The 19,810-nt window shown below is 63.0% G+C and carries 24 protein-coding genes and 1 tRNA gene; 16 read left to right on the top strand and 9 right to left on the bottom strand.

Annotation, left to right across the window (positions count from 1 at the left end):
- Positions 1–22: 22 nt before the first annotated feature.
- From OEJ37_RS16055 to OEJ37_RS16045, 3 genes are all read left to right on the top strand, one after another.
- Positions 23–268, top strand: a complete 246-nt coding sequence (locus OEJ37_RS16055) for a hypothetical protein (protein WP_174421876.1) — start codon at positions 23–25, stop codon at positions 266–268.
- Between the two features lie 130 nt (positions 269–398).
- Positions 399–1,385, top strand: coding sequence for a tRNA dihydrouridine(20/20a) synthase DusA (gene dusA / locus OEJ37_RS16050; protein ID WP_244130861.1), 987 nt, complete (start codon positions 399–401; stop codon positions 1,383–1,385).
- Between the two features lie 55 nt (positions 1,386–1,440).
- A tRNA-His gene (locus OEJ37_RS16045) sits at positions 1,441–1,516 on the top strand.
- A gap of 264 nt (positions 1,517–1,780) precedes the next feature.
- Here the strand turns inward: OEJ37_RS16045 and OEJ37_RS16040 are convergent.
- Together OEJ37_RS16040 and OEJ37_RS16035 are read right to left on the bottom strand one after the other, a co-directional pair.
- Complete coding sequence (locus tag OEJ37_RS16040) at positions 1,781–2,332, bottom strand: tyrosine-type recombinase/integrase (RefSeq protein WP_263344831.1); 552 nt, start codon at positions 2,330–2,332, stop codon at positions 1,781–1,783.
- A 138-nt stretch (positions 2,333–2,470) separates the two neighbouring features.
- On the bottom strand, positions 2,471–2,629 hold the full coding sequence (locus OEJ37_RS16035) for an Arm DNA-binding domain-containing protein (protein ID WP_263344830.1): 159 nt from the start codon (positions 2,627–2,629) through the stop codon (positions 2,471–2,473).
- A gap of 190 nt (positions 2,630–2,819) precedes the next feature.
- Here OEJ37_RS16035 and OEJ37_RS16030 point away from each other — a divergent pair, with 190 nt between their 5' ends.
- From OEJ37_RS16030 to OEJ37_RS16020, 3 genes are all read left to right on the top strand, one after another.
- Positions 2,820–3,047 (top strand): phage baseplate protein, encoded by a 228-nt coding sequence (locus OEJ37_RS16030; RefSeq protein WP_174421878.1) that lies wholly within the window; start codon positions 2,820–2,822, stop codon positions 3,045–3,047.
- 451 nt (positions 3,048–3,498) lie between these two features.
- The gene (locus OEJ37_RS16025) at positions 3,499–5,574 is read left to right on the top strand and encodes a hypothetical protein (protein ID WP_263344829.1); all 2,076 of its coding nucleotides are present in this window, start codon (positions 3,499–3,501) and stop codon (positions 5,572–5,574) included.
- Between the two features lie 795 nt (positions 5,575–6,369).
- A complete protein-coding gene (locus OEJ37_RS16020; protein ID WP_263344828.1) occupies positions 6,370–6,885 on the top strand; it encodes a GNAT family N-acetyltransferase in 516 nt (171 codons plus the stop codon).
- 95 nt (positions 6,886–6,980) lie between these two features.
- Here OEJ37_RS16020 and OEJ37_RS16015 read toward each other — a convergent pair whose 3' ends face one another.
- A complete protein-coding gene (locus tag OEJ37_RS16015; protein WP_174421882.1) occupies positions 6,981–7,445 on the bottom strand; it encodes a plasmid fertility inhibition factor family protein in 465 nt (154 codons plus the stop codon).
- Positions 7,446–7,755: 310 nt separating this feature from the next.
- Here OEJ37_RS16015 and OEJ37_RS16010 point away from each other — a divergent pair, with 310 nt between their 5' ends.
- Entirely contained in the window at positions 7,756–8,154 is a 399-nt protein-coding gene (locus OEJ37_RS16010; protein ID WP_263344827.1) for a hypothetical protein, read from the top strand.
- 486 nt (positions 8,155–8,640) lie between these two features.
- Positions 8,641–9,063, top strand: coding sequence for a hypothetical protein (locus OEJ37_RS16005; protein ID WP_263344826.1), 423 nt, complete (start codon positions 8,641–8,643; stop codon positions 9,061–9,063).
- A gap of 320 nt (positions 9,064–9,383) precedes the next feature.
- On the opposite strand, the gene OEJ37_RS16000 is transcribed toward OEJ37_RS16005, so the two are convergent.
- Positions 9,384–10,127: a DUF695 domain-containing protein gene (locus OEJ37_RS16000; RefSeq protein WP_174421884.1), complete on the bottom strand. Its 744-nt coding sequence runs from the start codon at positions 10,125–10,127 to the stop codon at positions 9,384–9,386.
- Positions 10,128–10,213: 86 nt separating this feature from the next.
- On the opposite strand from OEJ37_RS16000, the gene OEJ37_RS15995 reads away from it, so the two are divergent.
- From OEJ37_RS15995 to OEJ37_RS15975, 5 genes are all read left to right on the top strand, one after another.
- Complete coding sequence (locus tag OEJ37_RS15995; protein ID WP_175920415.1) at positions 10,214–10,597, top strand: VOC family protein; 384 nt, start codon at positions 10,214–10,216, stop codon at positions 10,595–10,597.
- Between the two features lie 62 nt (positions 10,598–10,659).
- Positions 10,660–10,968, top strand: coding sequence for a phosphatidylserine/phosphatidylglycerophosphate/cardiolipin synthase (locus OEJ37_RS15990; RefSeq protein WP_175920416.1), 309 nt, complete (start codon positions 10,660–10,662; stop codon positions 10,966–10,968).
- Positions 10,969–11,170: 202 nt separating this feature from the next.
- Entirely contained in the window at positions 11,171–11,404 is a 234-nt protein-coding gene (locus OEJ37_RS15985) for a hypothetical protein (RefSeq protein WP_175920417.1), read from the top strand.
- A gap of 188 nt (positions 11,405–11,592) precedes the next feature.
- Positions 11,593–12,132: an aspartyl-tRNA synthetase gene (locus tag OEJ37_RS15980; protein ID WP_174421888.1), complete on the top strand. Its 540-nt coding sequence runs from the start codon at positions 11,593–11,595 to the stop codon at positions 12,130–12,132.
- Positions 12,133–12,297: 165 nt separating this feature from the next.
- Positions 12,298–12,771: a VOC family protein gene (locus OEJ37_RS15975; protein ID WP_152863860.1), complete on the top strand. Its 474-nt coding sequence runs from the start codon at positions 12,298–12,300 to the stop codon at positions 12,769–12,771.
- A gap of 64 nt (positions 12,772–12,835) precedes the next feature.
- Here OEJ37_RS15975 and OEJ37_RS15970 read toward each other — a convergent pair whose 3' ends face one another.
- On the bottom strand, positions 12,836–13,075 hold the full coding sequence (locus tag OEJ37_RS15970; protein WP_254624719.1) for a diguanylate cyclase domain-containing protein: 240 nt from the start codon (positions 13,073–13,075) through the stop codon (positions 12,836–12,838).
- Between the two features lie 108 nt (positions 13,076–13,183).
- Here OEJ37_RS15970 and OEJ37_RS15965 point away from each other — a divergent pair, with 108 nt between their 5' ends.
- Entirely contained in the window at positions 13,184–13,411 is a 228-nt protein-coding gene (locus OEJ37_RS15965) for a hypothetical protein (protein WP_152863858.1), read from the top strand.
- A 150-nt stretch (positions 13,412–13,561) separates the two neighbouring features.
- Here the strand turns inward: OEJ37_RS15965 and OEJ37_RS15960 are convergent, their stop codons facing one another.
- Entirely contained in the window at positions 13,562–14,185 is a 624-nt protein-coding gene (locus OEJ37_RS15960; RefSeq protein ID WP_174421891.1) for a phospholipase D family protein, read from the bottom strand.
- Between the two features lie 299 nt (positions 14,186–14,484).
- Positions 14,485–14,973, bottom strand: a complete 489-nt coding sequence (locus OEJ37_RS15955) for a winged helix-turn-helix transcriptional regulator (protein WP_263344824.1) — start codon at positions 14,971–14,973, stop codon at positions 14,485–14,487.
- Between the two features lie 176 nt (positions 14,974–15,149).
- Here OEJ37_RS15955 and OEJ37_RS15950 point away from each other — a divergent pair, with 176 nt between their 5' ends.
- Positions 15,150–15,587 carry a PaaI family thioesterase gene (locus OEJ37_RS15950; protein WP_152863854.1) on the top strand — a complete coding sequence of 146 codons (438 nt, stop codon included), beginning with the start codon at positions 15,150–15,152 and terminating at the stop codon, positions 15,585–15,587.
- A 189-nt stretch (positions 15,588–15,776) separates the two neighbouring features.
- On the top strand, positions 15,777–16,829 hold the full coding sequence (locus OEJ37_RS15945; RefSeq protein WP_263344823.1) for an NADP(H)-dependent aldo-keto reductase: 1,053 nt from the start codon (positions 15,777–15,779) through the stop codon (positions 16,827–16,829).
- Positions 16,830–16,906: 77 nt separating this feature from the next.
- Here the strand turns inward: OEJ37_RS15945 and OEJ37_RS15940 are convergent, their stop codons facing one another.
- The gene (locus tag OEJ37_RS15940; protein WP_263344822.1) at positions 16,907–18,193 is read right to left on the bottom strand and encodes an MFS transporter; all 1,287 of its coding nucleotides are present in this window, start codon (positions 18,191–18,193) and stop codon (positions 16,907–16,909) included.
- Positions 18,194–18,228: 35 nt separating this feature from the next.
- Positions 18,229–19,650 (bottom strand): M20 family metallopeptidase, encoded by a 1,422-nt coding sequence (locus OEJ37_RS15935; protein ID WP_174418783.1) that lies wholly within the window; start codon positions 19,648–19,650, stop codon positions 18,229–18,231.
- Positions 19,651–19,810: the final 160 nt, after the last annotated feature.

Below are 19,810 nucleotides of genomic sequence, written 5' to 3'. Positions count from 1 at the left end.
CCGCGTCGCCACGGAGCGTGCGATGGAACCGAGAGGCAGCGACCTCGGCGATTTCAGCGAGCCGTACCGCGGCTTCGAGATCGAGGTGAAGACCGAGCAGGTCTGGGACGGCGAGCACGCGCACTACCGCGTGCTGCAGGGCGACGCCGTGCGGATCGACTGGCGGCTCGTCAAGGTCGACGGGTTGCTGCTGACCGAACGGCGCGTGATCGAGCGCGTGCTCGACGAGGCGCGGCGGGCGGTCGATGCGGAACTGGGCGACGGGTAGCGCGGCTGCCGGGCAGGCAAGGCCCGTGTTGCGGTAAAATGCCGGGTTGTTTCCGCGCCGCCTGGCCTGTTGCCCGAATTCCATGCCCGTACCGCCTTCGCTTCCTCCCCGCCGCGTATCCGTCGCGCCGATGCTCGACTGGACCGACCGCCATTGCCGGTCGTTCCACCGTACGCTGACGCGCGATACGTGGCTGTATACGGAGATGATCACGACCGGGGCGCTGCTGTTCGGCGATGCCCAGCGGCATCTCGCGTTCACGCCGAACGAATCGCCGGTCGCGCTGCAATTGGGCGGCAGCGAACGCGACGATCTCGCGCGCGCCGCGAAGCTCGGCGAGCAGTGGGGCTACGACGAAATCAACCTGAACTGCGGATGTCCGTCCGAGCGTGTGCAGCGCGGCGCGTTCGGCGCGTGCCTGATGAACGAGCCGCAGCTCGTCGCCGATTGTGTGAAGGCGATGCGCGATGCGGTGTCGGTGCCGGTTACGGTCAAGCACCGGATCGGTGTGGACTCGGTCGAGGATTACGCGTTCGTGCGCGACTTCGTCGGCACGGTGGCTGAGGCCGGCTGCGAAACGTTCGTCGTGCATGCCCGCAACGCGATCCTGAAGGGGCTGTCGCCGAAGGAGAATCGCGAGATTCCGCCGCTCAAGTACGACTATGCGTATCAGTTGAAGCGCGATTTTCCGTCGCTGGAGATCGTCATCAACGGTGGCATCAAGACGCTCGACGAGGTCGCTCAGCATCTCGAGCATGTCGACGGCGTGATGCTCGGCCGCGAGGCGTATCACAACCCGTACGTGCTCGCGGAAGTCGATGCGCGCTTCTACGGATCGACGGGCGCGGTGCCGACGCGCGAAGAAGCGGAAGCGCAATTGATCGAATACTGCGCGGCTGAGCTGAAGCGCGGGACCTATCTCGGCGCGATCGTGCGGCATGCGCTCGGGCTGTATCGCGGCGTGCCCGGCGCACGCGGCTGGCGTCGCGTGCTGTCCGACAACAAGAAGCTCGCGCGCGGCGATCTGGCCGTGTTCGACGAGGCGCGCGCGCATCTGAACGAAGCCGAAGATTTTTTTGAAAAAAAGGCTTTGCAAGATTCAAAAGACTTCGTATAATCTTGCTCTTCGCTGCTGAAACAAAAACAGCGAAGAGCAAAAAGCAGTATCAGTGGTGGCTGTAGCTCAGTTGGTAGAGTCCAGGATTGTGATTCCTGTCGTCGTGGGTTCGAGTCCCATCAGCCACCCCACAGAATGCATAAACAAAACAGGCGCTTAGGCGCCTGTTTTGCTTTGCGGGGGACAACTCGGGGACAATAGCGTCGATTCGAGCCTCGCCATCTCTAGAGCGTTCTGCTCGCCACCCATCCATTTCGCGTACGTTGTCAGGAACATCTCGATGCTGTGCCCGAGCTGTTTCGCGCAAAAGGCTGGGATCATTCCGGCCATCAGCATTGCCGTCGCGTAGCTATGCCGCATGTTGTACGGCCGGCGGTAGCGAATTCCCGGCCGCTTCAGAAGCGGCGTCCAGAAGCTTCTTCGGAATGCTCGTTCGTCTTCCCATCGGGTGCCGTACCGTGGGTCGTGAAATACTGCGGCGCCGGAGATCTGGGTAAAGATCGCTGACGAATCAACGCGGCGAGTGCCCGGCTGATGAGGCGAATCGTGCGGGCAACTGCCGTTTTCGTTCGATCCTTGTGTTCGCCACGTACGAGCGCTTCTGCGACCAGAATTGTCCCGTTCTGCAAATCCACGTTCAACCGCTGCAATCCAAAAAGCTCGGACGTACGTAGACCGGTCCAGAACCAGAATTCGATGAGGTTGTGGACTTGTCCCGGATAGGCGCGTTCAGCTTCACCGATGACTCGTTCCGACTCGTCGCGAGAAAATGGATCGGGTAGGGGCTTCCGATGCTTGGCGCGGGGAACATCCGCGGCGGGGTTGTTCGTCAGCACGTTGTCGGACACGGCTAGCTCGAGAGCCTTTCTCAGCACCGAAACGTAGTTGTTGATCGTCTTGCCGCTTAGGTCCGGCCGGCCTGCGATCGCCGTCAAGACGTGGCTCAACTTGAGTTTTCGAAGTGGCGTCGGACCTAATACATTCTGATTTTTATCGCAGGCCGCGGCCTTCCAAAATCGGATAGCACTTTCGTACCCGTCTTTCGTCGACGGCTCGATGCGCTGTGCGGCGAGCCATATATCGAGCTAGCCGCCGACAGTAAGTGTGCTCGGCGCACCGCTGCTCGGAAAATACTCGACCAAACTGAAGGTTCCAAGCCTGAACCGATCGACGATCTCGGCGATCTGGCGGTGGGCGTACTTGACGTTCGCTGGAATGGGCGGCATCGGTTTGCCGTTCAGCATCAGCGTTTACCGCTCTCTTTTGCCGTGCAGTGTGAAGTTCAGACGGATGGATGACGTGCGAATCTCTACGCCACCGCTTGTTCTATCCATAGTTGATACCCTTTGATGGAAATGAAGATGCCGCCGTCAGGCGACCGCCGGTAATGACGAGCTGACGATCACGGAGCATCCGGTCGAGCAGGGTGCGCAGATGACCGATCACGCGTTCAAGCGCCAGCCGGATGTCGCGATGCGATGCGGCTGGAGCAACGCCGACTACGAGGCGCTGCTCGGCGCCGCGGAAGCGACGTTCGAGGGTGGCGGAATGCTATCGGCGCAGTACGTGAACGCGATCTACTCGCAGCTGCTCGCGCTTCAGGAGGCGCGTACGCCGTTCGGCGTGACGACGAGCCGCCGCTTCCAGTCTCTACTTCCGTAGCGGCAAATGCGGGCATGCAGGTAGCAGGCAACTCGCTCGGATTCGGTCGGGCTGATAACGCTCTTTCTACCAGCGGAGCCCAGTCATTCAATTCTTGGTTCAGGCAGATCCCGTTGATATCGCCGCAATGGTTGTACTATAACTTCAATGGCAGTTCTGGAACGGTTTCGTTCTTTATGAAATTGTCCGGATATTCGATATAACGAGAATCGCATGCCAACCACATTAAACGTTCAATTTTTCGATTCGACAAAATCGACAATCGTCGCGTACTTCGCCAGCCCTCAAGATTGATCGATATATGCCAACCTTGGCACTGTCTCGACTGCTGATGCAATGTGGAAATCCTTTTACGATGCGGCTGGTGGTGCGGAATCCGGCATACCTGCTCCGACGGCATCGTGAGATCGCTATCCGTGCCAATCCGAGGCTATCGCGTAGAATGCGGTGTTTGGGAAAACGGCTGCTGATAGACATGGATATAACCGGCATCGAAGCAAATTCATTGCGGCGACGGACGCGCGCAGAGGAGTCAGTCTCCCAGCTCCACGTCACCTTCCTGGGCTTTGCAATCGCAGCGGCGGCCATAGCTTGGCTCGTGGCATCGTTGTATCGGTCGCATGCCGGGGTTCATGCAGTCGATGCTTCCATTCTGTTACCCGTCTATCGAGCGGACCTGGCCCCCAAGCCTGTCGAGCGATTCACGTTCTTATTGCTGGCATCTGCAATACCGGTCTCCGCGTTTCTTTTCGTGCTGCTGGGATGTGGATGCCGGTTCCGGTGGTCGTCGGTTGCGTTATCGACGACAGTTGTCGCAGCCGTTGCGGCAGCGTTCTTTGTGCCATTTGCTCAGTTCGGATTCGACAGTTCCCTGTTGACAGGAGTGGTTCCGACTGGCGAGCACCCGCTTCTTCTGCTGTTTGGTGCAGTTGTGGTTGCTGTGCTGGTATGTGCTATTCCGGTTGACGCGCGGGCGCGCAACGCGAAGCGATCAGCATCATTGATCGCATTGGTGCTGTTTGTCGCAAGCGTCGGGCTCCAACTAGTCGCATGGCGTATCCTAAATGTGAACTCGATCACCGAAAACCCAACGTGGTCGACGAGCGTGGACGCAGTCATTTATTCCGTGAGCCAAGTGGTTGGCGGTCGTACGCTTCTCGCTGATCTTCCATCTCAATATGGGCTCTTTCCCGAGTTCGTCGGCCCCCTCTTTCGGCTCGTAGGACTGTCGGTATTTACCTTCTCCGTATTATTTGCAGCGATGCAAGTCGCATCTTTAGTCGCCGTCTACTCAGTTGCGCAGCGATTGCTTCGCCATCCGTTGTTCAAAATCGGATTCGGCATTGCACTTGTGATGGTCACGTATGAGACGTGCCTGTTCATGGTTGGCATTCGGGAACAGTACTTTCAATATTGGCCTATTCGTTTTTTTTGGCCAGCGCTTTCCCTGCTCGCATTTTACAGCTATGCACAAATGCCGACTCTTCGACGTGCAGTCTTCATGTCCCTGATCGGCGCGGTTGCTAGTCTATGGAATGCCGATTCAGGGCTGATGGTGGAGGCGGCCTTCGGAGTATTCCTGGTTGCGAAGTGGGCAGCCTTGTTTTCGCGCGATAAAGAAGGTTCGCGTGTTGAGCGCCATGCGATCGTACTAAAGGTGTGGCTGCATCTTGCGATCTTTGCGATTGCGATCGCTGTCATGGCGTTATACCTATGGACAAAGGCAGATAGGCCGCTGCAGTTGACGTGGCTCGTCGACTACCAGAAGTTGTTCTACGGGCTTGGTTTCATGATGCTGCCCTTACCGCTCAGCGCAAGTCCGTGGATGGCCGTGTTGGGCGTCTACTTGTTGGGCGTTCTTTCTGCTGCTTCGAGTTGGCGGAAATCACCGCGGAACCGATCGGCCGATGTGTTGCTCTACACATGCATGCTTGGGACAGGACTCTTCGTTTACTACGAGGGGAGGTCTCACATTCTCAATCTCATCACGGTATCGTGGCCTGCGTTATTGGCGGCGTCGCTGATGTCGGATCGGGCAATTCGCGCGACGGCCGCCGGAATATTGAATCGCTCATTTCTGGCGCCTGCGGCTATCTCGGGAGGGGTGATGCTACTTTGTTGCGTGGCCTTCATTCGAGGTATACCGATGCTCGCAGATTCGGCGAGGTCTGCAATTGTTGAAAGGTCTGTGCCGGCATCGCCAGTTGTTCATGACGAAATCGAATTCATCTCATTGCACACGCGCGAGGGTGAGGCGTGCGTCATCCTTTCCAAGCGTCAAGGGCTTTACTATGCCTCGCTTCATTTGGTTTCACCGCTGATCGGCCCTGGAAACGCGGAGACGCTGACAGTCCGTGATCGAGATTCGATGATCACTCAGTTGAGGGACAACGAATTCGCTTGTGTGTTTGTGGGACAGGGGGGCAGCGCACCAGATCTGGGTATAGACATTTCAAGCGATCTGCCGTCGTACCGCGTTGTGAGGTCGAACGCGCTTCAAACGATGGTTCAACTGGCGCCGAAATAGCCCGGCGGTCCATTGGAAGACAGAAGCCGCCTTCGGGCGGTTTTTTCGTTTACGGGGAATCGATGAAGAACGATCTCGCGGTAAGTGCAGCGAAAGCTGCGCCGGCAGTGGGAAGCAACTTTTGGTTGTGGCTGACGGGACACGACATCAACTGGTGGGTATAGCACCGCTTCTTTTCGTGTCTGCGACGTCGCCGGCGCCGATCGCAAAACCGTCAACGGACCGGGACGCAGATGTGCGTCGCTCTTCGTTGGCGTTTCGCCATGACAACATGCTCGCCCAATCCGCGAGCGACGCGTCCTGCTCGGCTACGGTTTGCGCGCGGTGTGCCGTTATCTTCCCTGGACAGCCCTCGTGCCTCGAATGCTGATCCGTTTTCTTGCCTGCTCGCGTTCTGCGCGAGCAGGCTTTTTTCGTTTACGGCGCCCTTGAATCGGAAACTTGGCGAAATAGAGCAGGGACTTGGCGTGAATCGACAAAGCGCTACCGTCTTGCATCGATGTAATGTGTCGACTTCCTCGTGCCCTCATGCTTTGCAGGGCCGTTCGATCCCGACGCCCAGCGAAGGTGTCGGGATTTTTTGCCTGCGCGCCGATGTCCCCGCAAGTCGCCACCGAATGCAATGCCATCGCCGAGTTTGACGGACGCGCATTGATGCGATGGCTTCAGTAAATACGCCGCACTCACGCAGCGCTATTGCACCGGGCTCGTGGCGAGCTTCGCATACCGGAAAGAACGGTATATTTTGCGACGAGACATTCCGATCAAGAGAACCAGCGGAAGGAGTAGCCACCCATGCCGGAAATCCGGACCGTACTACGTGCCGCGACAGCGCCCGACGCGCCCCTCATCGCCCGCCTGCACACCCTGAGTTGGCAAACCGCATACAGCCATATCCTCCCGGCGGCCTATCTGTCCGACGAGGTGCCGACGGAACACGCGGTCCGGTGGCGGAAATATCTCGATCGCAATGAAACAGAGTGGGGCCTCGTGCTGATCGCCGAGTCCGACGGCGAACCTGTCGGCTTCGTCAGTGCCGAACGCCCGGTCGATCCGGAGCGCGGCGTGCTGCTTGACTGCCTGCATGTCCATCCTTCGCATCACGGAAGCGGTACAGGCAGGCGCATGATCGAAGCCGTTCGCGCGTGGGCCCGAACGCTCGGCGTGGAGAAGGTCCATCTGTCGGTGCTGGACGGCAACGCGCGCGCGATCGGTTTCTATGAGCACAACGGCTGGAAATTGGCGGGTATCGAAACGAGCCGCATCGGCCAGACGGAGGTCACCGACCGGATCTACGCGATACGGGCTTAGGCGCTCGCCCGCATGCAAACGAACGATCACCCGATGTGCAACTACTCCCGGCCGCTACGAAATCGCGCCGCGCAAAAGCCGGATTTGCTCGTCCGTCACTCGCCGCAATACCGCACGAGCAAATCGGCTTCCGTCTCGTGCACCTCGACGGGCAGGATCGTCGCGCCTGCATAGGCGAGATAGCGTGCGCGATGCTGGCCGTTGCGGAATGACGCGACGCCGACTTTCGACAGGCCGGGGATGCCGAGCAGCGTTCGCGTTCTCGTCACGCGAAACGTGATGAGCGGCATGTCCGGAATCTTGTCCTGGTCCGGATCGAGGAATTCGCGAATACCCGCGGCTTTTCCGGGCGCCCAGTACTGAACCGACGGCAGCACGTAGTCCGTCGTGTCGCGATCGGCGCAGGTCAGCAACTTCTTCAGGTCGATCGTCACGACCCGATGTCGCGAGTCGTCGGACGAGAATACCCGCTTGAGATGCGTATAGGCATAGGGGACGTGCCCGGGAAGCTGGATAATCCAGACGTCTACGCCATTCAGTTGTGCGCGGGCGAGTGTCATTTTTCCTCTGGTGGCGCAAGCGGTCTCGGTGGCCGGAGTTTAGCAGCGCAATTACGACAGCGGAGCAGATCGATACCGGATCAGGAAAGCGGAACGATTCACAGCGGAACCGGAAGCACAGCAGGAACGGTTGGCAAAGCGGATGCGATCATGCGTCGGTGGCCGATATCGACAGGTTTCGAGAATATCGCGATACTTCCAGCGGAAAGACTCGCTGCGCGAAATTCATGCAATATTCATACGGCGTTGCGAAACCGTGCAGGCGCGGATCATCATAAGAACAGAGAGGGCAGATTGATCGCAGAAAACCATGTCGTCTAGACTTGAAATCGAATATCTCGACTACTGTTTCACAGCGACGCTCGAAATCAGGGAGTCCGGCCGCACCGGTGTTGTCGACTGGAAACTGGGATCCGATTCGCGGAGCAAGACGCTTGCGTGGATCGTGTTCGATCGCTTTCTCGAGCGGAACGACTTCGCCGATGAAGAGGATGCGCGTGCAAATATCGTCGACTGGCTGGAGCGGCTTGCCGACCCGAGGTCCGGCCCGTCTGCCGAAATTGCGAAGGCAAACGCGGTTGCCTCGGCAGGCGTTGCGGCAACAGGCCCATCGACTGCCGAAATCGTCGGCGAAACCGTCGTTGAAATCGTCAGCGAGGTCGACTGGATCGATATGGTCGTCGATTGGTTTTCCAGCGGCTCGCCCTGATGACGAAACCGGGTTGTCCTGACGCAGGTTATTGCGTTCGCGAAACATGGTTTCAAGAAAATCGACACAAGAAAATGAAGCCGAAATCACGGCACTCGAAAAATAGAATAATCCTGCTTTGACATCGCCCTCGACTTGCCGGAAACTGGACCGGGTCCGAAAACGTCCACCTGAACAAAAACAAAATCGAACTCCAAACATGAAAGGAAGAGTGCTGCTGATGACTGGCGCGATCATTGCCGCTGCCGGTCCGACAGGGTTCGAAAACCGCAGATACGAAGCGACCGTCGATCGATTCCTCATTAGCGAGGACGGCAAGAAATTTGTTCGGCAAGAAATATCACTACGTCTTCGACATGCCCGAGCATTTCGGCGCCGTATTGGCATCGTGATACCGGAAGTCGATCAAAGGCGTCGCTTTGCGATTTCGTCGCACAGGGCGGCAAGATCTCGGGCAGATCCCAGTTCGAACTTCACCACATCGAGATGGCCGACGACGACCGGGATCGCGCGCTGGCGGACAGCTTCAAGAAGGACGGACGCTTCGATCCGAAGATGAAGGGCGCGCTGGACGGTTCGCGCTATCTGGCCGACGGTTTCGCGCAGGGCAAGACGTGGTCGTCATTTGCCCATGCGTACGCGATTCAGATGACCGACAGCATCACGACGGCGGGCAAGGCCGTTCGCGTACTCGCGACGCCCGTCACGGTCGCTGCCGACGGCGTGATGATGGCCGGGGCGGTGGTGTTGTTGCCTGCATCGCGGCGATGCCCGCGCCGGCCGCAGGTGTGCGCTCGGATCGTGACGCCAGGCGGCATGCGGACCTGCCGGATGCCGCCACATTGTTGGCAAAGGGTAAGTTGCCGCACAGACCGTTGCGCGACCCGCGATCACAATTCGGCCGGTTGACCGTTCTTCCCCGGCCCGGTCAACCGTTTCCCCGCTCGCTCGCGCAGGAGCGGGGGCTTTTTGCCCGTCCGACGCCGCAGAGCTGCGTCGGCGGAACCGGACAGGCGTTCGGCAGGCTGCGCAATCGAACCAGGCGCACCCCGCCATCCGTTCGCCTGATCCGCACGAATCGCTTTCCTCGTGCCTGAGCGAACCCTCAGGCCCATCGCCGGTTTCGGCTGGCGATGCCTTGATCCCGGCAGCGAGCAGCAGCGCTGCCGGGATGTTTTTTGCGCCGAACGCGTTGCATCACGTCGCGCGCAGCGGGCATGTCGACGCGCTCAGCCAGCCTGTTCGACGCCGGTTTCCCATCCGTCGTATTCACCTCCGAGCGAACGCACCTCGCGATTGATCGCGATCGTATGGCGCGTGATGTCGGCAAGCGCCATCGTGCCTTCGTGCGAGAAACGTACGGCCGACTTGCCGTCTTCCGTCGGCGCGACCGATTCGACCGGATAGCCCTTCGCTTCGGCCCAGTCCGCGAACTGGTGTGCGTCGCTCGGGTCCGGGAAGTACGCCCAGTGCATCACGCGCCGGCTCACGTCGCTGGCGTCGCCTTTCTGCCGCAGTGCATCCAGCACGCGCATGTCGCGCATGATCTGCCAGTCGTCGTCGGTCGGGTAAAGGGTCTGCCAGTACGCTTCCTTGTCCGGATCGTCCTGGTGTGCGTACTGCAGCGCGTAGGTTGTCTGTTCGGCCAGCGAGTCGACGAGTTCCGCCGCCTCCGCTTCGTCGAACGGCACGTAGAAAAGGAAATCCCGGTTGCCGTCGACGGTGATCCGGCCGACCTGGACACCGCCTTTCGCGGCGATCGTGGCGTCGAGCAGATCCTCGATCTTCGTGAGGTCGGCGAACTCGTCGCCGGTCGGCAGGCCTTCGGGCGTCGGATGCGCGAAGGGGACGCGCACGCTGAGCAGCGACGTGCGCGGATCGCCTTCCGCGATTTCCGCAAAGCTGTGGTTGAAGCTGATGAAAGCCTGATGGTCGCCCATTCTGGCAGGGAAGGTTCCCCAGGCGTCGGTCATGTGTTTCTCCCGTACACGATTGTCTGTTGACGGTTGCAAAGCGTCCCAATGTATCATCGAAAATCGCGTTCGCCGGAGAGGTGCACATGATCGCGAGTCTGAGCATCCTGGTGCCGGTCGAATACGATCGCTATCGGGCGGTGGTTGATTTCTATCGGTCGGCGCTTGCGCTTCCGGTGTATTCCGACGGTGTGTCGGCCGAGGGCAATCCGTGGCATCGTTTTGTCGTGCACGGCGCGACGCTGACGGTTCATACGGGCAGGGGCGGTGTGTTTCCGTATCCGGAGTTTCGTCCGACCGGCCATGGGATCGCGCTGGCAATCGAAGTGGCGCACGTCTCGGAAGCCGTTGCGCGACTCGAATCGCACCGCGTCAGCATCCTGAACGACTGGGACTACGGCGATGGCACGGTGGCGATTTCCGTGGCGGACCCTGCGGGTAACGTATGCGAGATCTGGGGCTGTCCGTGACCCGGCGCATAGGTGCGACGGGCTGCAAAAGCGGGCCGCGAAAAAATTCGAAGGAGATTCCGATGTCGATGTTTGCGGTGAATGGTGTGCGAATCGATCCGCTCAGCGCGCGCGTGACGCACGTGCGCTGGGCGGCCGTGAATCCGGCTGACCGATCGTGGGCGGCGGCGCCGAGCGAGGCGCCGGTGGCGGAAGTGGCGCGCGCACTCGCGTCCGGCAACGATGTCCGCGCGATCTTCTCGGAATCGGATGCCACCGCGATCGGACCCAGGCTGAAACGCGTGCTGTACCGCGATGCGTCGGAAGGCATCGAGCTCGACGTCGATGCGACGAGCGAGTCGCGCACGTTGCGGGATCTTCCGCAGATCTGACCGGAACGACGCGTGCTGGCGGTAGCGGGCGCCGCCGCATTTGCGGCACCTGACCGAAAGGCTGCTCGCACAACGTCGAACGCGAGGAGTAATATCGAATAACCGTCGTGCTGCATTGCTGGCCGCACCGAACGGTTTGACGGGCTGCGGGATTTACGGCGGCCCGGTACCAAAAGCGAATCGCGCACACGCGCACGAGACCATGTCCAGACCTGTCATCGCCCCGCTGGCATCCGCGCTTTGCCTGGTGCTTGCTGCCTGCCAGACTGCGTCCGGGCCGGCGCCGGTGCAGCCGTCGCCCGAGACCGCAGCCGTTCCGGCGGCGTCGCCGGCAGCGCCGGTTCGCGGCATCGGCCTGGCGCCTCAGCTGGCAGGGCAGAGTCACCGGGCTGTCGGTCAATGCACGATCAACGGCACCGTCAAGGTGTGCAATTGACCGGTGCCGACTGAACGGTGTCCGTTCCCTGCGAACGAAAAATTGTGGGTGGGGTGCGCGGAAACGCACGACGTTCTCGACCGCAACGATTTCCCGTCGCCAATCCCTGTTTTCCGGTTCGTACGCGGAGCCTTGATATGGCGCCCGATCTCGATGTGCCGATTGCCGTCGATGCGAGTAATTGAACGATGAACGACGAACGCGAAACGAACGATTCCGACCTGCACGTCGATCCCGTCGCGGGAACGGTCATCGGCCGGTTGCCGGTAACGCTGGCGGTCGACGGCCGGAGCCTGAAAAGAAGGGCAATTGCGTGCGCGGTGCTGGCCGCGGCGAGCCTGTGCGGTTATGCGGCCGCCCCGACGCTCTGGCCGGTCGCGGCGCTGGCCGTGCTGCTGGCGCTGGCGGGTGTCGCCTTCTTCGTCTCGTCGCGACGCAAGATGGCGCTGCATGTCGACGAAACGGGTTTCAGGCTGATCGGCTCCGCACGCGAAAAACCCGTCACGCAATGGCGCGACGTCACCGAGTTCCGGATCATCCGCGTCGCCGGAAATCGTTACATCGGCTACCAGTTCTCGGCGCATTCGTCGCGCACCAAGGTCCCGGGCGGCGTGATGCTGCCGATCGCCCGGTTTGCCGATCTTCCGCTCGACGCGGTGGCCGGGTTGCTGGAAGCGTGTCGCCGGCAGTTTGGCGGGCAGGACGACCGGGCCGACCGAGCGGGCTGATTGCGCCCGATGAGCGTGACCTGAACGACCCGGCACTCAAGAAAACAAAAAATGTCGGGCGCCGTGTCGATTTCCGTCGGGTTCGTCCGTCGTGGTATCGGGGGCGTGCGCATTGCGCGTCCGTCCCGTTTCCCGATACGACAACCGATTGAAGGAGCGACACCCATGTCCACGTCCGTCAAACCGATCCCGGAAGGGATGCGCACGCTGACGCCGCACCTGATCTGCGCCGGCGCAGCCGCAGCCATCGATTTCTACAAGCGCGCATTCGATGCGAGCGAGCAGTTTCGCCTGGCGATGCCTGACGGCAGGCTCGCGCACGCGTGCCTCGCGATTGGCGATTCGACACTGATGCTGGTGGATGAAATGCCCGAGCACGGCGCGCTCGGGCCGAAGGCGCTGAAAGGCACTGCCGTCTGCCTGCACCTGTACGTGCCGGATACCGATGCGGCGATCGCGAAGGCTGTCGCGGCCGGCGCGACGGTGACGATTCCGGCCGCCGACATGTTCTGGGGCGATCGTTATGGACAGGTCGAGGATCCGTTCGGGCATCGCTGGTCGCTCGCGACGCATCAGCGCGACCTGACGCCCGAGCAGATCGCGGAGGCAATGGCCAGCGCACCGCCGTGCGGAAGCTGACGCGGCCAGGCAACCGCGGATGAACGGCGGGGCGGTGGCATGCGCCCGTCCGGTTCGCCCGCGGTCAGGCGCCGGACGTCTTGCCGCGCCGCTTGTGCTCGTACATCCGGTGGTCGGCCGATGCGAGCAGGTCGGCCACCGTGCGATGCCGCGCGGGATCGTAGGCGACGTTCCCGACGCTGAACCGGATCGCGTAGCCGCGCGCACCGGCCGTGCTGCGCAACGCAAGCGCTTCCGTCACGCGTTCGACCGGCTCGGCGACGTCGGCCGGATCGATAAGGATGCGGCGAGAAGCGGGCGCCATGGGCCTGCGTTGCGTCCCGATGCGGAATCGTTTGCGCGATGCCTCAAGGTGCGCGTCGCGGTGCCGTAAACAGGGCGAAGACAATCGTTCATCGCATCCCATCGCACCATGGTTCGAATCCTGTACGCGGGGTATCTCGCGTTTGCGCTGTATCTCCTTTACCCGATGGTTCAGAACACACTGGCATTCAGCACGGATTGCGTGAGCAACGCGCTGCCGGGCGGCGCCCACGGCATGTCGACGTCGTCGGCAAGCGGCGTGGACGGGCATGCGAACCGCTGTGCGCCGACCACGCAGGCCGGTGCGGCGACCGGGCGGCTGCCCGAAATCCATTGAGCGCGGCGGACCGTCGCGCGTGTCGTTCGATGCGTGGCGCGGTGTGCTGGCCATTCGGCCGAATTGATACTCGCGCCACGCTCGACGATCATCTGCAGTGCGGCGGATCGAATGCGAGGTGTCGAGAGCCGGGCGAAAGCGCGGCGTGCGTCAGTAGCTGGAGCGGTACGGCGTGCCCTGGTCGAAGCGGCTTTGCCAGTGCGTGAGGTAGCGTGACGCGAGTTGCGGATTGTTCCACACCACGACGACGTTCTCGGAATTGCGGCTGGCCGCCGACGCGCTGTAGTTGAACGAACCGGTTTCGACGTGTTCGGCGTCGATCACGAGGTACTTGTCGTGATGGATCGCATAGGCGTCGATCGTACGCGTCGGGATGCCTGCATTGATGAGCAGATTCAGTGCCTGCTTGCTGCTCTTCGCGCGGTTGCCCTTGTCGTCGACGACCACGGCGACATTGACGCCGCGTCGCTTTGCGGCGAGCAGCGCGCGCGTGACGGGCGGCGACGTGAACGAATAGGCGGCGACGCGAATCGAGCTGCGCGCGGCGCCGATCGCTTTCAGCACGAGTGCCTCGGCGCCGCCGTCGGGCGAGAACGCCGATTCGACAACCTGCGTCGCGGGTGCTTCGTGGGTAGGCGCCGGCAGCCATCGCGACACAAGGTCGATCGCTTGCTGAAGCAGCGATTCACTTTGCGTCTTGCCGAAGGCGGCGTACGGTGTGGCGAGCAGGGAGGCGGCGAGGCAGGCAGCGGCGAGGCGATTGCGCGACAACATCTTGGACAGCGAACAATTTCGAGACAGCGGGCCGTGAGTGTAACGCAGACGCGGCGGCGCGGTCACGCGCGGATGCGAATGGATTGCCCGCGCGACGATCGCTGGCGGTGGAGGCGATGACGCAAAGTTGCGTTGCGAGGTATCTGCGTGTGCGATCAGGTCGATCGATGGATGTCGCCGACGACGCAGTGCGATTGCGCGTGCCGTTGCGGGACATCGGCGTGCAGGCAAGGCACGAGTGCAGTCGAGCGGGCTTGGTGCGGCTCGTGTGCGTCACGCAGGCATGCGCGCGCCGCGCGTCAGTCGTCGACTGCAGGCGCCCCGGCTTCGTCGGGCGCGATCCATCCGGGCCCAGGCTCCGGCTGCACGTCGCGTGCGTCGAGCGGTTCACCGCAGGCAGAGCATACGGTAACCGCATGCATCAACTGGCCGCAGGCACGGTGACGCAACTGCACCGGCGGCCCCTGGCCGTCGTCCTTCCAGCGGTCGCCCCATGCCATCAGCGCGAGCAGGGCGGGGTACAGGTCGAGGCCTTTTTCCGTCAGCCGGTATTCGAAGCGCGGCGGGCGCTCCTGATACGCGCGCTTTACCAGCACACCTTCGTCGACGAGCCGCGCGAGGCGTTCGGCCAGTATATGGCGGGTGAGGCCAAGCTGTGCCTGGAACGCGTCGAAGCGGCGGCAGCCGAGGAACGCGTTGCGGAGGATCAGCATGGTCCAGCGGTCGCCGAGCACGGCGAGCGTGCGTGCGACCGAACAGTTCAGTGTGCCGATGTCATCCCATTTCATCGTCGAGTCTCGTGCGTCTTGCGGCGGTTCAGCGAAATAGCGGGTTCGATTATAGAACCCGCCTTCGGTTGCAACGGGCGCGGCCGCGTTGACAACGGAAGGTATCGTTGTTGATAATGAGTTCCAATTTAGAACTTACTCGCGCGGCGACGCGCTTTCAACCCGGAGACAACCCGATGAATCCGCTTTCCCTGTCTGGTCTCGATCTGCTGCGCGCCGCAATGGCGGGCGACGCGCCACTCGCGTCGATTTCCGAGACGATTCCGATGCGTCCGCTGGATGTCGAGCTCGGTTATGTGAAGTTTTCGGCGCGGGCGGATGGTCGGCACCTGAATCCGCTCGGCGGCGTGCACGGCGGGTTCGCCGCGACGGTGCTCGATTCGGTCACGGGTTGCGCGGTGCATTCGATGCTCGACGCGGGTGTCGGCTACGGCACGGTCGATCTGCACGTGAAGATGCTGCGGCCGGTGCCGCGCGATGTCGACCTGGTCGCGGAAGGGCGCGTGATTCACCTGTCGCGTTCGCTGGGCGTCGCGGAGGGCACGCTGAAGACGCCGGACGACAAGATCGTCGCGCATGCGTCGGCGACCTGCTTCATTCAACGGCCTCAGTAACGAACGGCGGCCGGCGGGGCCGGCTGCAGGAGGGGGCCGCGTCGTGCGACGCAGGTTGCAAGGTCGTCGTCCGCGCCCGGGCATTCATGGCAGCGCCGAAGGCCGCCTGTAAGCGCACGCGGCGCGCGTCTGAAGCGCTCGCTTCAATGTGATAGCGTTCCTGCTTTCCACCGACGCGACAGGAACAGCATGGAATACCGCACACTCGGCGATTCGGGCATCGAGGTCAGCCTGGTCGGTCTCGGCACGATGACGTGGGGAGAACAGAATTCGGAGCGCGACGCGCACGAGCAGATCGACTACGCGATCGAGCAGGGCGTGACGCTGATCGATGCCGCGGAGATGTATCCGGTGCCGCCGAAGCCCGATACGCAGGGGCGCACCGAGCAGTACATCGGCACCTGGCTCGCGCAGCATCGCGCGCAGCGCGACCGGATCGTGCTTGCGACGAAGATCGCGGGCCCGGCCCGGCAGCCGCACAACCCGCGCCATATTCGCGGCGAGGGCAACCAGTTCGACCGCAAGAACCTGACCGAGGCGCTCGACGGCAGCCTCAAGCGGCTGCAGACCGACTACGTCGATCTCTACCAGCTGCACTGGCCCGATCGCAGCACGACGACGTTCGGCCGACCCGCGTATCCGTGGGTCGACGATGCGTACACGGTGCCGATCGAGGAAACTCTCGGCGTGCTCGCGGAATTCGTGAAAGCCGGCAAGGTGCGCGCAGTCGGCGTGTCGAATGAAACGCCGTGGGGCGTCGCGCAGTTCCTGCGCGCGGCCGAGAAGCTCGGGCTGCCGCGCATCGCGAGCATCCAGAATCCGTACAGCCTGCTGAACCGCACGTTCGAGAACGGGCTGTCGGAATTCACGCATCGCGACGGTGTCGGCCTGCTCGCGTATTCGCCGCTCGCATTCGGCTGGCTGTCCGGCAAGTACGAGAACGGCGCGCGTCCGGCCGGCGCGCGCATCACGCTGTTCGAGCGCTTCCAGCGCTACAGCAAGCCGCAGGCCGTCGAGGCGACGTCGCGCTACGTCGCGCTCGCGAAGCGTCACGGGCTGTCGCCCGCGCAGTTTGCGCTCGCGTTCGTCAGCAGCCGGCCGTTCGTGCGCAGCAACCTGGTCGGTGCAACGTCGCTCGAGCAGTTGAAGGAGAACATCGGCAGCATCGACGTGAAGTTGTCCGACGAGATCCTCGCCGAGATCGACGCGCTGCACGAACTGCAGCCGAACCCGGCGCCGTAAACGGCATGCGGCCCGCGCGGCAGCGATGCCGTAACGGGCCGCATCGGCGGCGCAATGCTGCGCCGTCGTCGGTTACGTTACCGCATCTTGAGCCGTGTGCGCGCAACGAACAGCGCGACGAGGCTCAGCAGCGCGCAGCCCATCAGGTAGAGCGCCGGCGACAGCCGGTTGCCGGTCGTGCTGATCAGCCAGGTGATGACGAACGGCGCGAAGCCGCCGAACAGCGTGACACCCGTGTTGTAGCTGACCGCGAGGCCCGTCGCGCGCGTCTGCGACGGAAACAGCTCGGCCATCAGCGCCGGCAGCGCGCCGCAGTACATCGCTTTCATCGCACCGATCCAGACCAGCGCGGCGAGCATCGTCGCAAACGACGCGTGGCGCGTGAGCCACGCGAACGTCGGCCACACGGTGACGAGCATCAGGACGGCCGCGACCGCCATCATGCGGATCCGCCCGGTGCGATCGGACAGATGGCCGACGACCGGCGTCACGAGCGTCAGCACGAAGCCGGTCGCGAGCGTCGCCGCGAAGCCCGTCGACGCGGGCAGCCCGAGCTGCTTGATCGCATAGGTCGGCATGTACAGCACCATGTAGTTGATCGCGGTCGAGATCACCAGCGCGCCGATCGACAGCAGCAGCCGCAATTTCTGGTCCGCGAACAGCTCGCGCACCGGCGCTTCGGAGCGTGCCTGCGTCTTGAACTCGACGCCTTCGTCGACATAGCGGCGGATGTACAGCCCGACCGGGCCGATCGCGAGACCGAACAGGAACGGCACGCGCCAGCCCCAGCTTTCGAGTTGCGCGGATGTCAGCGTGGACGTCAGCAGCGCGCCGAAGCCCGAAGCGAGCAGCGTCGCGAGGCCCTGGCTCGCAAACTGCCAGCTCGACATGAAACCGCGCCGCTGCGGTGCGTGCTCGACGAGGAACGCGGTCGAGCTTGCGAATTCGCCGCCCGCGGAAAAGCCCTGCATCAGTCGCGACAGCATGATCCCGAGCGGCGCGAGAATGCCGATCGATGCGTAGGTCGGCATCAGCGCGATCAGCAGCGTGCCGGCCATCATCATCGAGATCGACAGCAGCAGCGACGCCTTGCGGCCCGCGCGGTCCGCGTACGCACCGAGCACGAAGCCGCCGATCGGCCGGATCAGGTAGGACAGCCCGAACGTGCCGAGCGTCAGCATCAGCGACGTCGCTTCGCTCGTCGCGGGAAAGAACAGCTTGGCGATCGTCACCGCGAAGAAGCCGTAGACGATCAAGTCGAACCATTCGAGTGCGTTGCCGATCGACGCCGCGAAGATGATGCGCCGGATCTTCGCGGCGCTGGGGCGGGCGGCTTCCTGCGAGGTCAGGGTGGTCGTATTCATCGTGTGTGCAGGTCCCGAGAAAGGGGCGAAGCGCGTTACAGGGCGGCGCCGGCCGCGGCGGGTGCCGCGCGGCGAACGGGCGGCGCGTCGTCGCCGAGATCCCAGAAGAGGCCGGCCATCATCTGCAGCCCCTCGCTGACGACGCTCGCGAGCAGGTGCTCGTCGGGCGCATGCTGCGAGCACGCCGGGTACGAGTGCGGCACCCACAGCGTCGGCAGCCCGAGCGTGTCGGCGAACACTTCGTTCGGCAGCGTGCCGCCGAGGTTCGGCAGGATCGCGGGCTTCTTGCCGGTGGTCCGCGCGAGCGACGCGACGGCCCAGCGGACCCACGGATCGTCCGGCGGCACGCGCGTCGCCGGTGCGCCGCGCTCGATGTCGATCTCGATGTCGCCGAAACCGTGCGCATCGAGGTGCGCGCGCAGATGCGCGTGCAGCGCTTCCCAGTCGGTGCCGACGACGAAGCGCAACTGGCAGTGCGCATACGCGACGGGCGGGATCGCATTGACGGGGTGCTCCGGGTTGCCGGCCTTGAACGCGAGGATCTCGAACGTGTTCCAGCCGAACACGCGCTCGGCCGCGGACAGGCCGGGCTCGCCCCAGCCGGCGTCGAGCGCCGGATCGCCGGGGCCGCCGCCGACGGAAAGATCGGCGAGCGCATCGCGCACGACGGCCGGGATCGGCGGCGGGCGCAGCCCCGCGACGCGAATCGCGCCGCGCGCATCGACGAGGCTCGCGAGCGCGTGCGCGAGCACGATCGCCGGATTGCGCAGCAGTCCGCCCCAGTTGCCGGAGTGGTGCGCGCCGTCGCGGGCGCGCAGGCTCAGCTTGAAGTTGACCGAGCCGCGCGAGCCGAGGAACACGGTCGGGCGCGCGGCCGCGATACGCGGGCCGTCGGACGCGATCAGCACGTCGGCCGCGAGCGCGTCGCACTCCTGGCGGCACAGCGCGTCGAGGCCCGGCGAACCTGTTTCCTCGCCCATCTCGATCAGCAGCTTCGCATTGAAGCCGAGCCGGCCGCCGCGCGCGTCGAGCACGCTCGCCAGCGCGGCCAGGTTGATCGTGTGCTGGCCCTTGTTGTCGGCGCTGCCGCGGCCGTACCAGCGATCACCGTCAGCCGTCAGCGTCCACGGCGACAACGGCGCGCGCCACTGCGCGTCATAGCCGCGCACGACGTCGCCGTGACCGTAGATCAGCACGGTCGGCAGCGCATCGTCTTCGTGGCGCGACGCGAGCAGGAACGGGCCGCCGCCGTCGACGGGATTGTCGACGATCCGCGACGTAAAGCCGAGGCGCGCGGCTTCGGGCGCGATTTCGTCGGTCAGGTAGGCGCGCAGAGCGGCTTCGGTGCCGCTTTCCTGGCTTTCGGTGCGCAGGCCGACGCGGCGGCTCAGGGTCGTGAAGAACGCACCGGATTCGAACTGGTTCAGCGCATGCTGGATGGCGGCGGTACGGCTCAAGTCGGGTCTCCTCTGTCGGGCTGACGGCGTGCGCGGATCGCATGTGCAGCGTGAAGTGCGATCGATTCTAGAAAGCCGTTTTTTTTGTCACAATGATCGAATTTCGAACCTTCCTTTGCCGAAAAAGCAAAGCAGCGTGGCCGAGAACGGCACGGAGACA

This window comes from Burkholderia sp. BKH01, assembly GCF_025685725.1.
Classification (GTDB): Bacteria; Pseudomonadota; Gammaproteobacteria; order Burkholderiales; family Burkholderiaceae; genus Burkholderia; species Burkholderia pyrrocinia_C.
The sequence above is the reverse complement of the archived record's forward strand: the minus strand, read 5'-3'. Positions and strand labels throughout refer to the sequence as shown.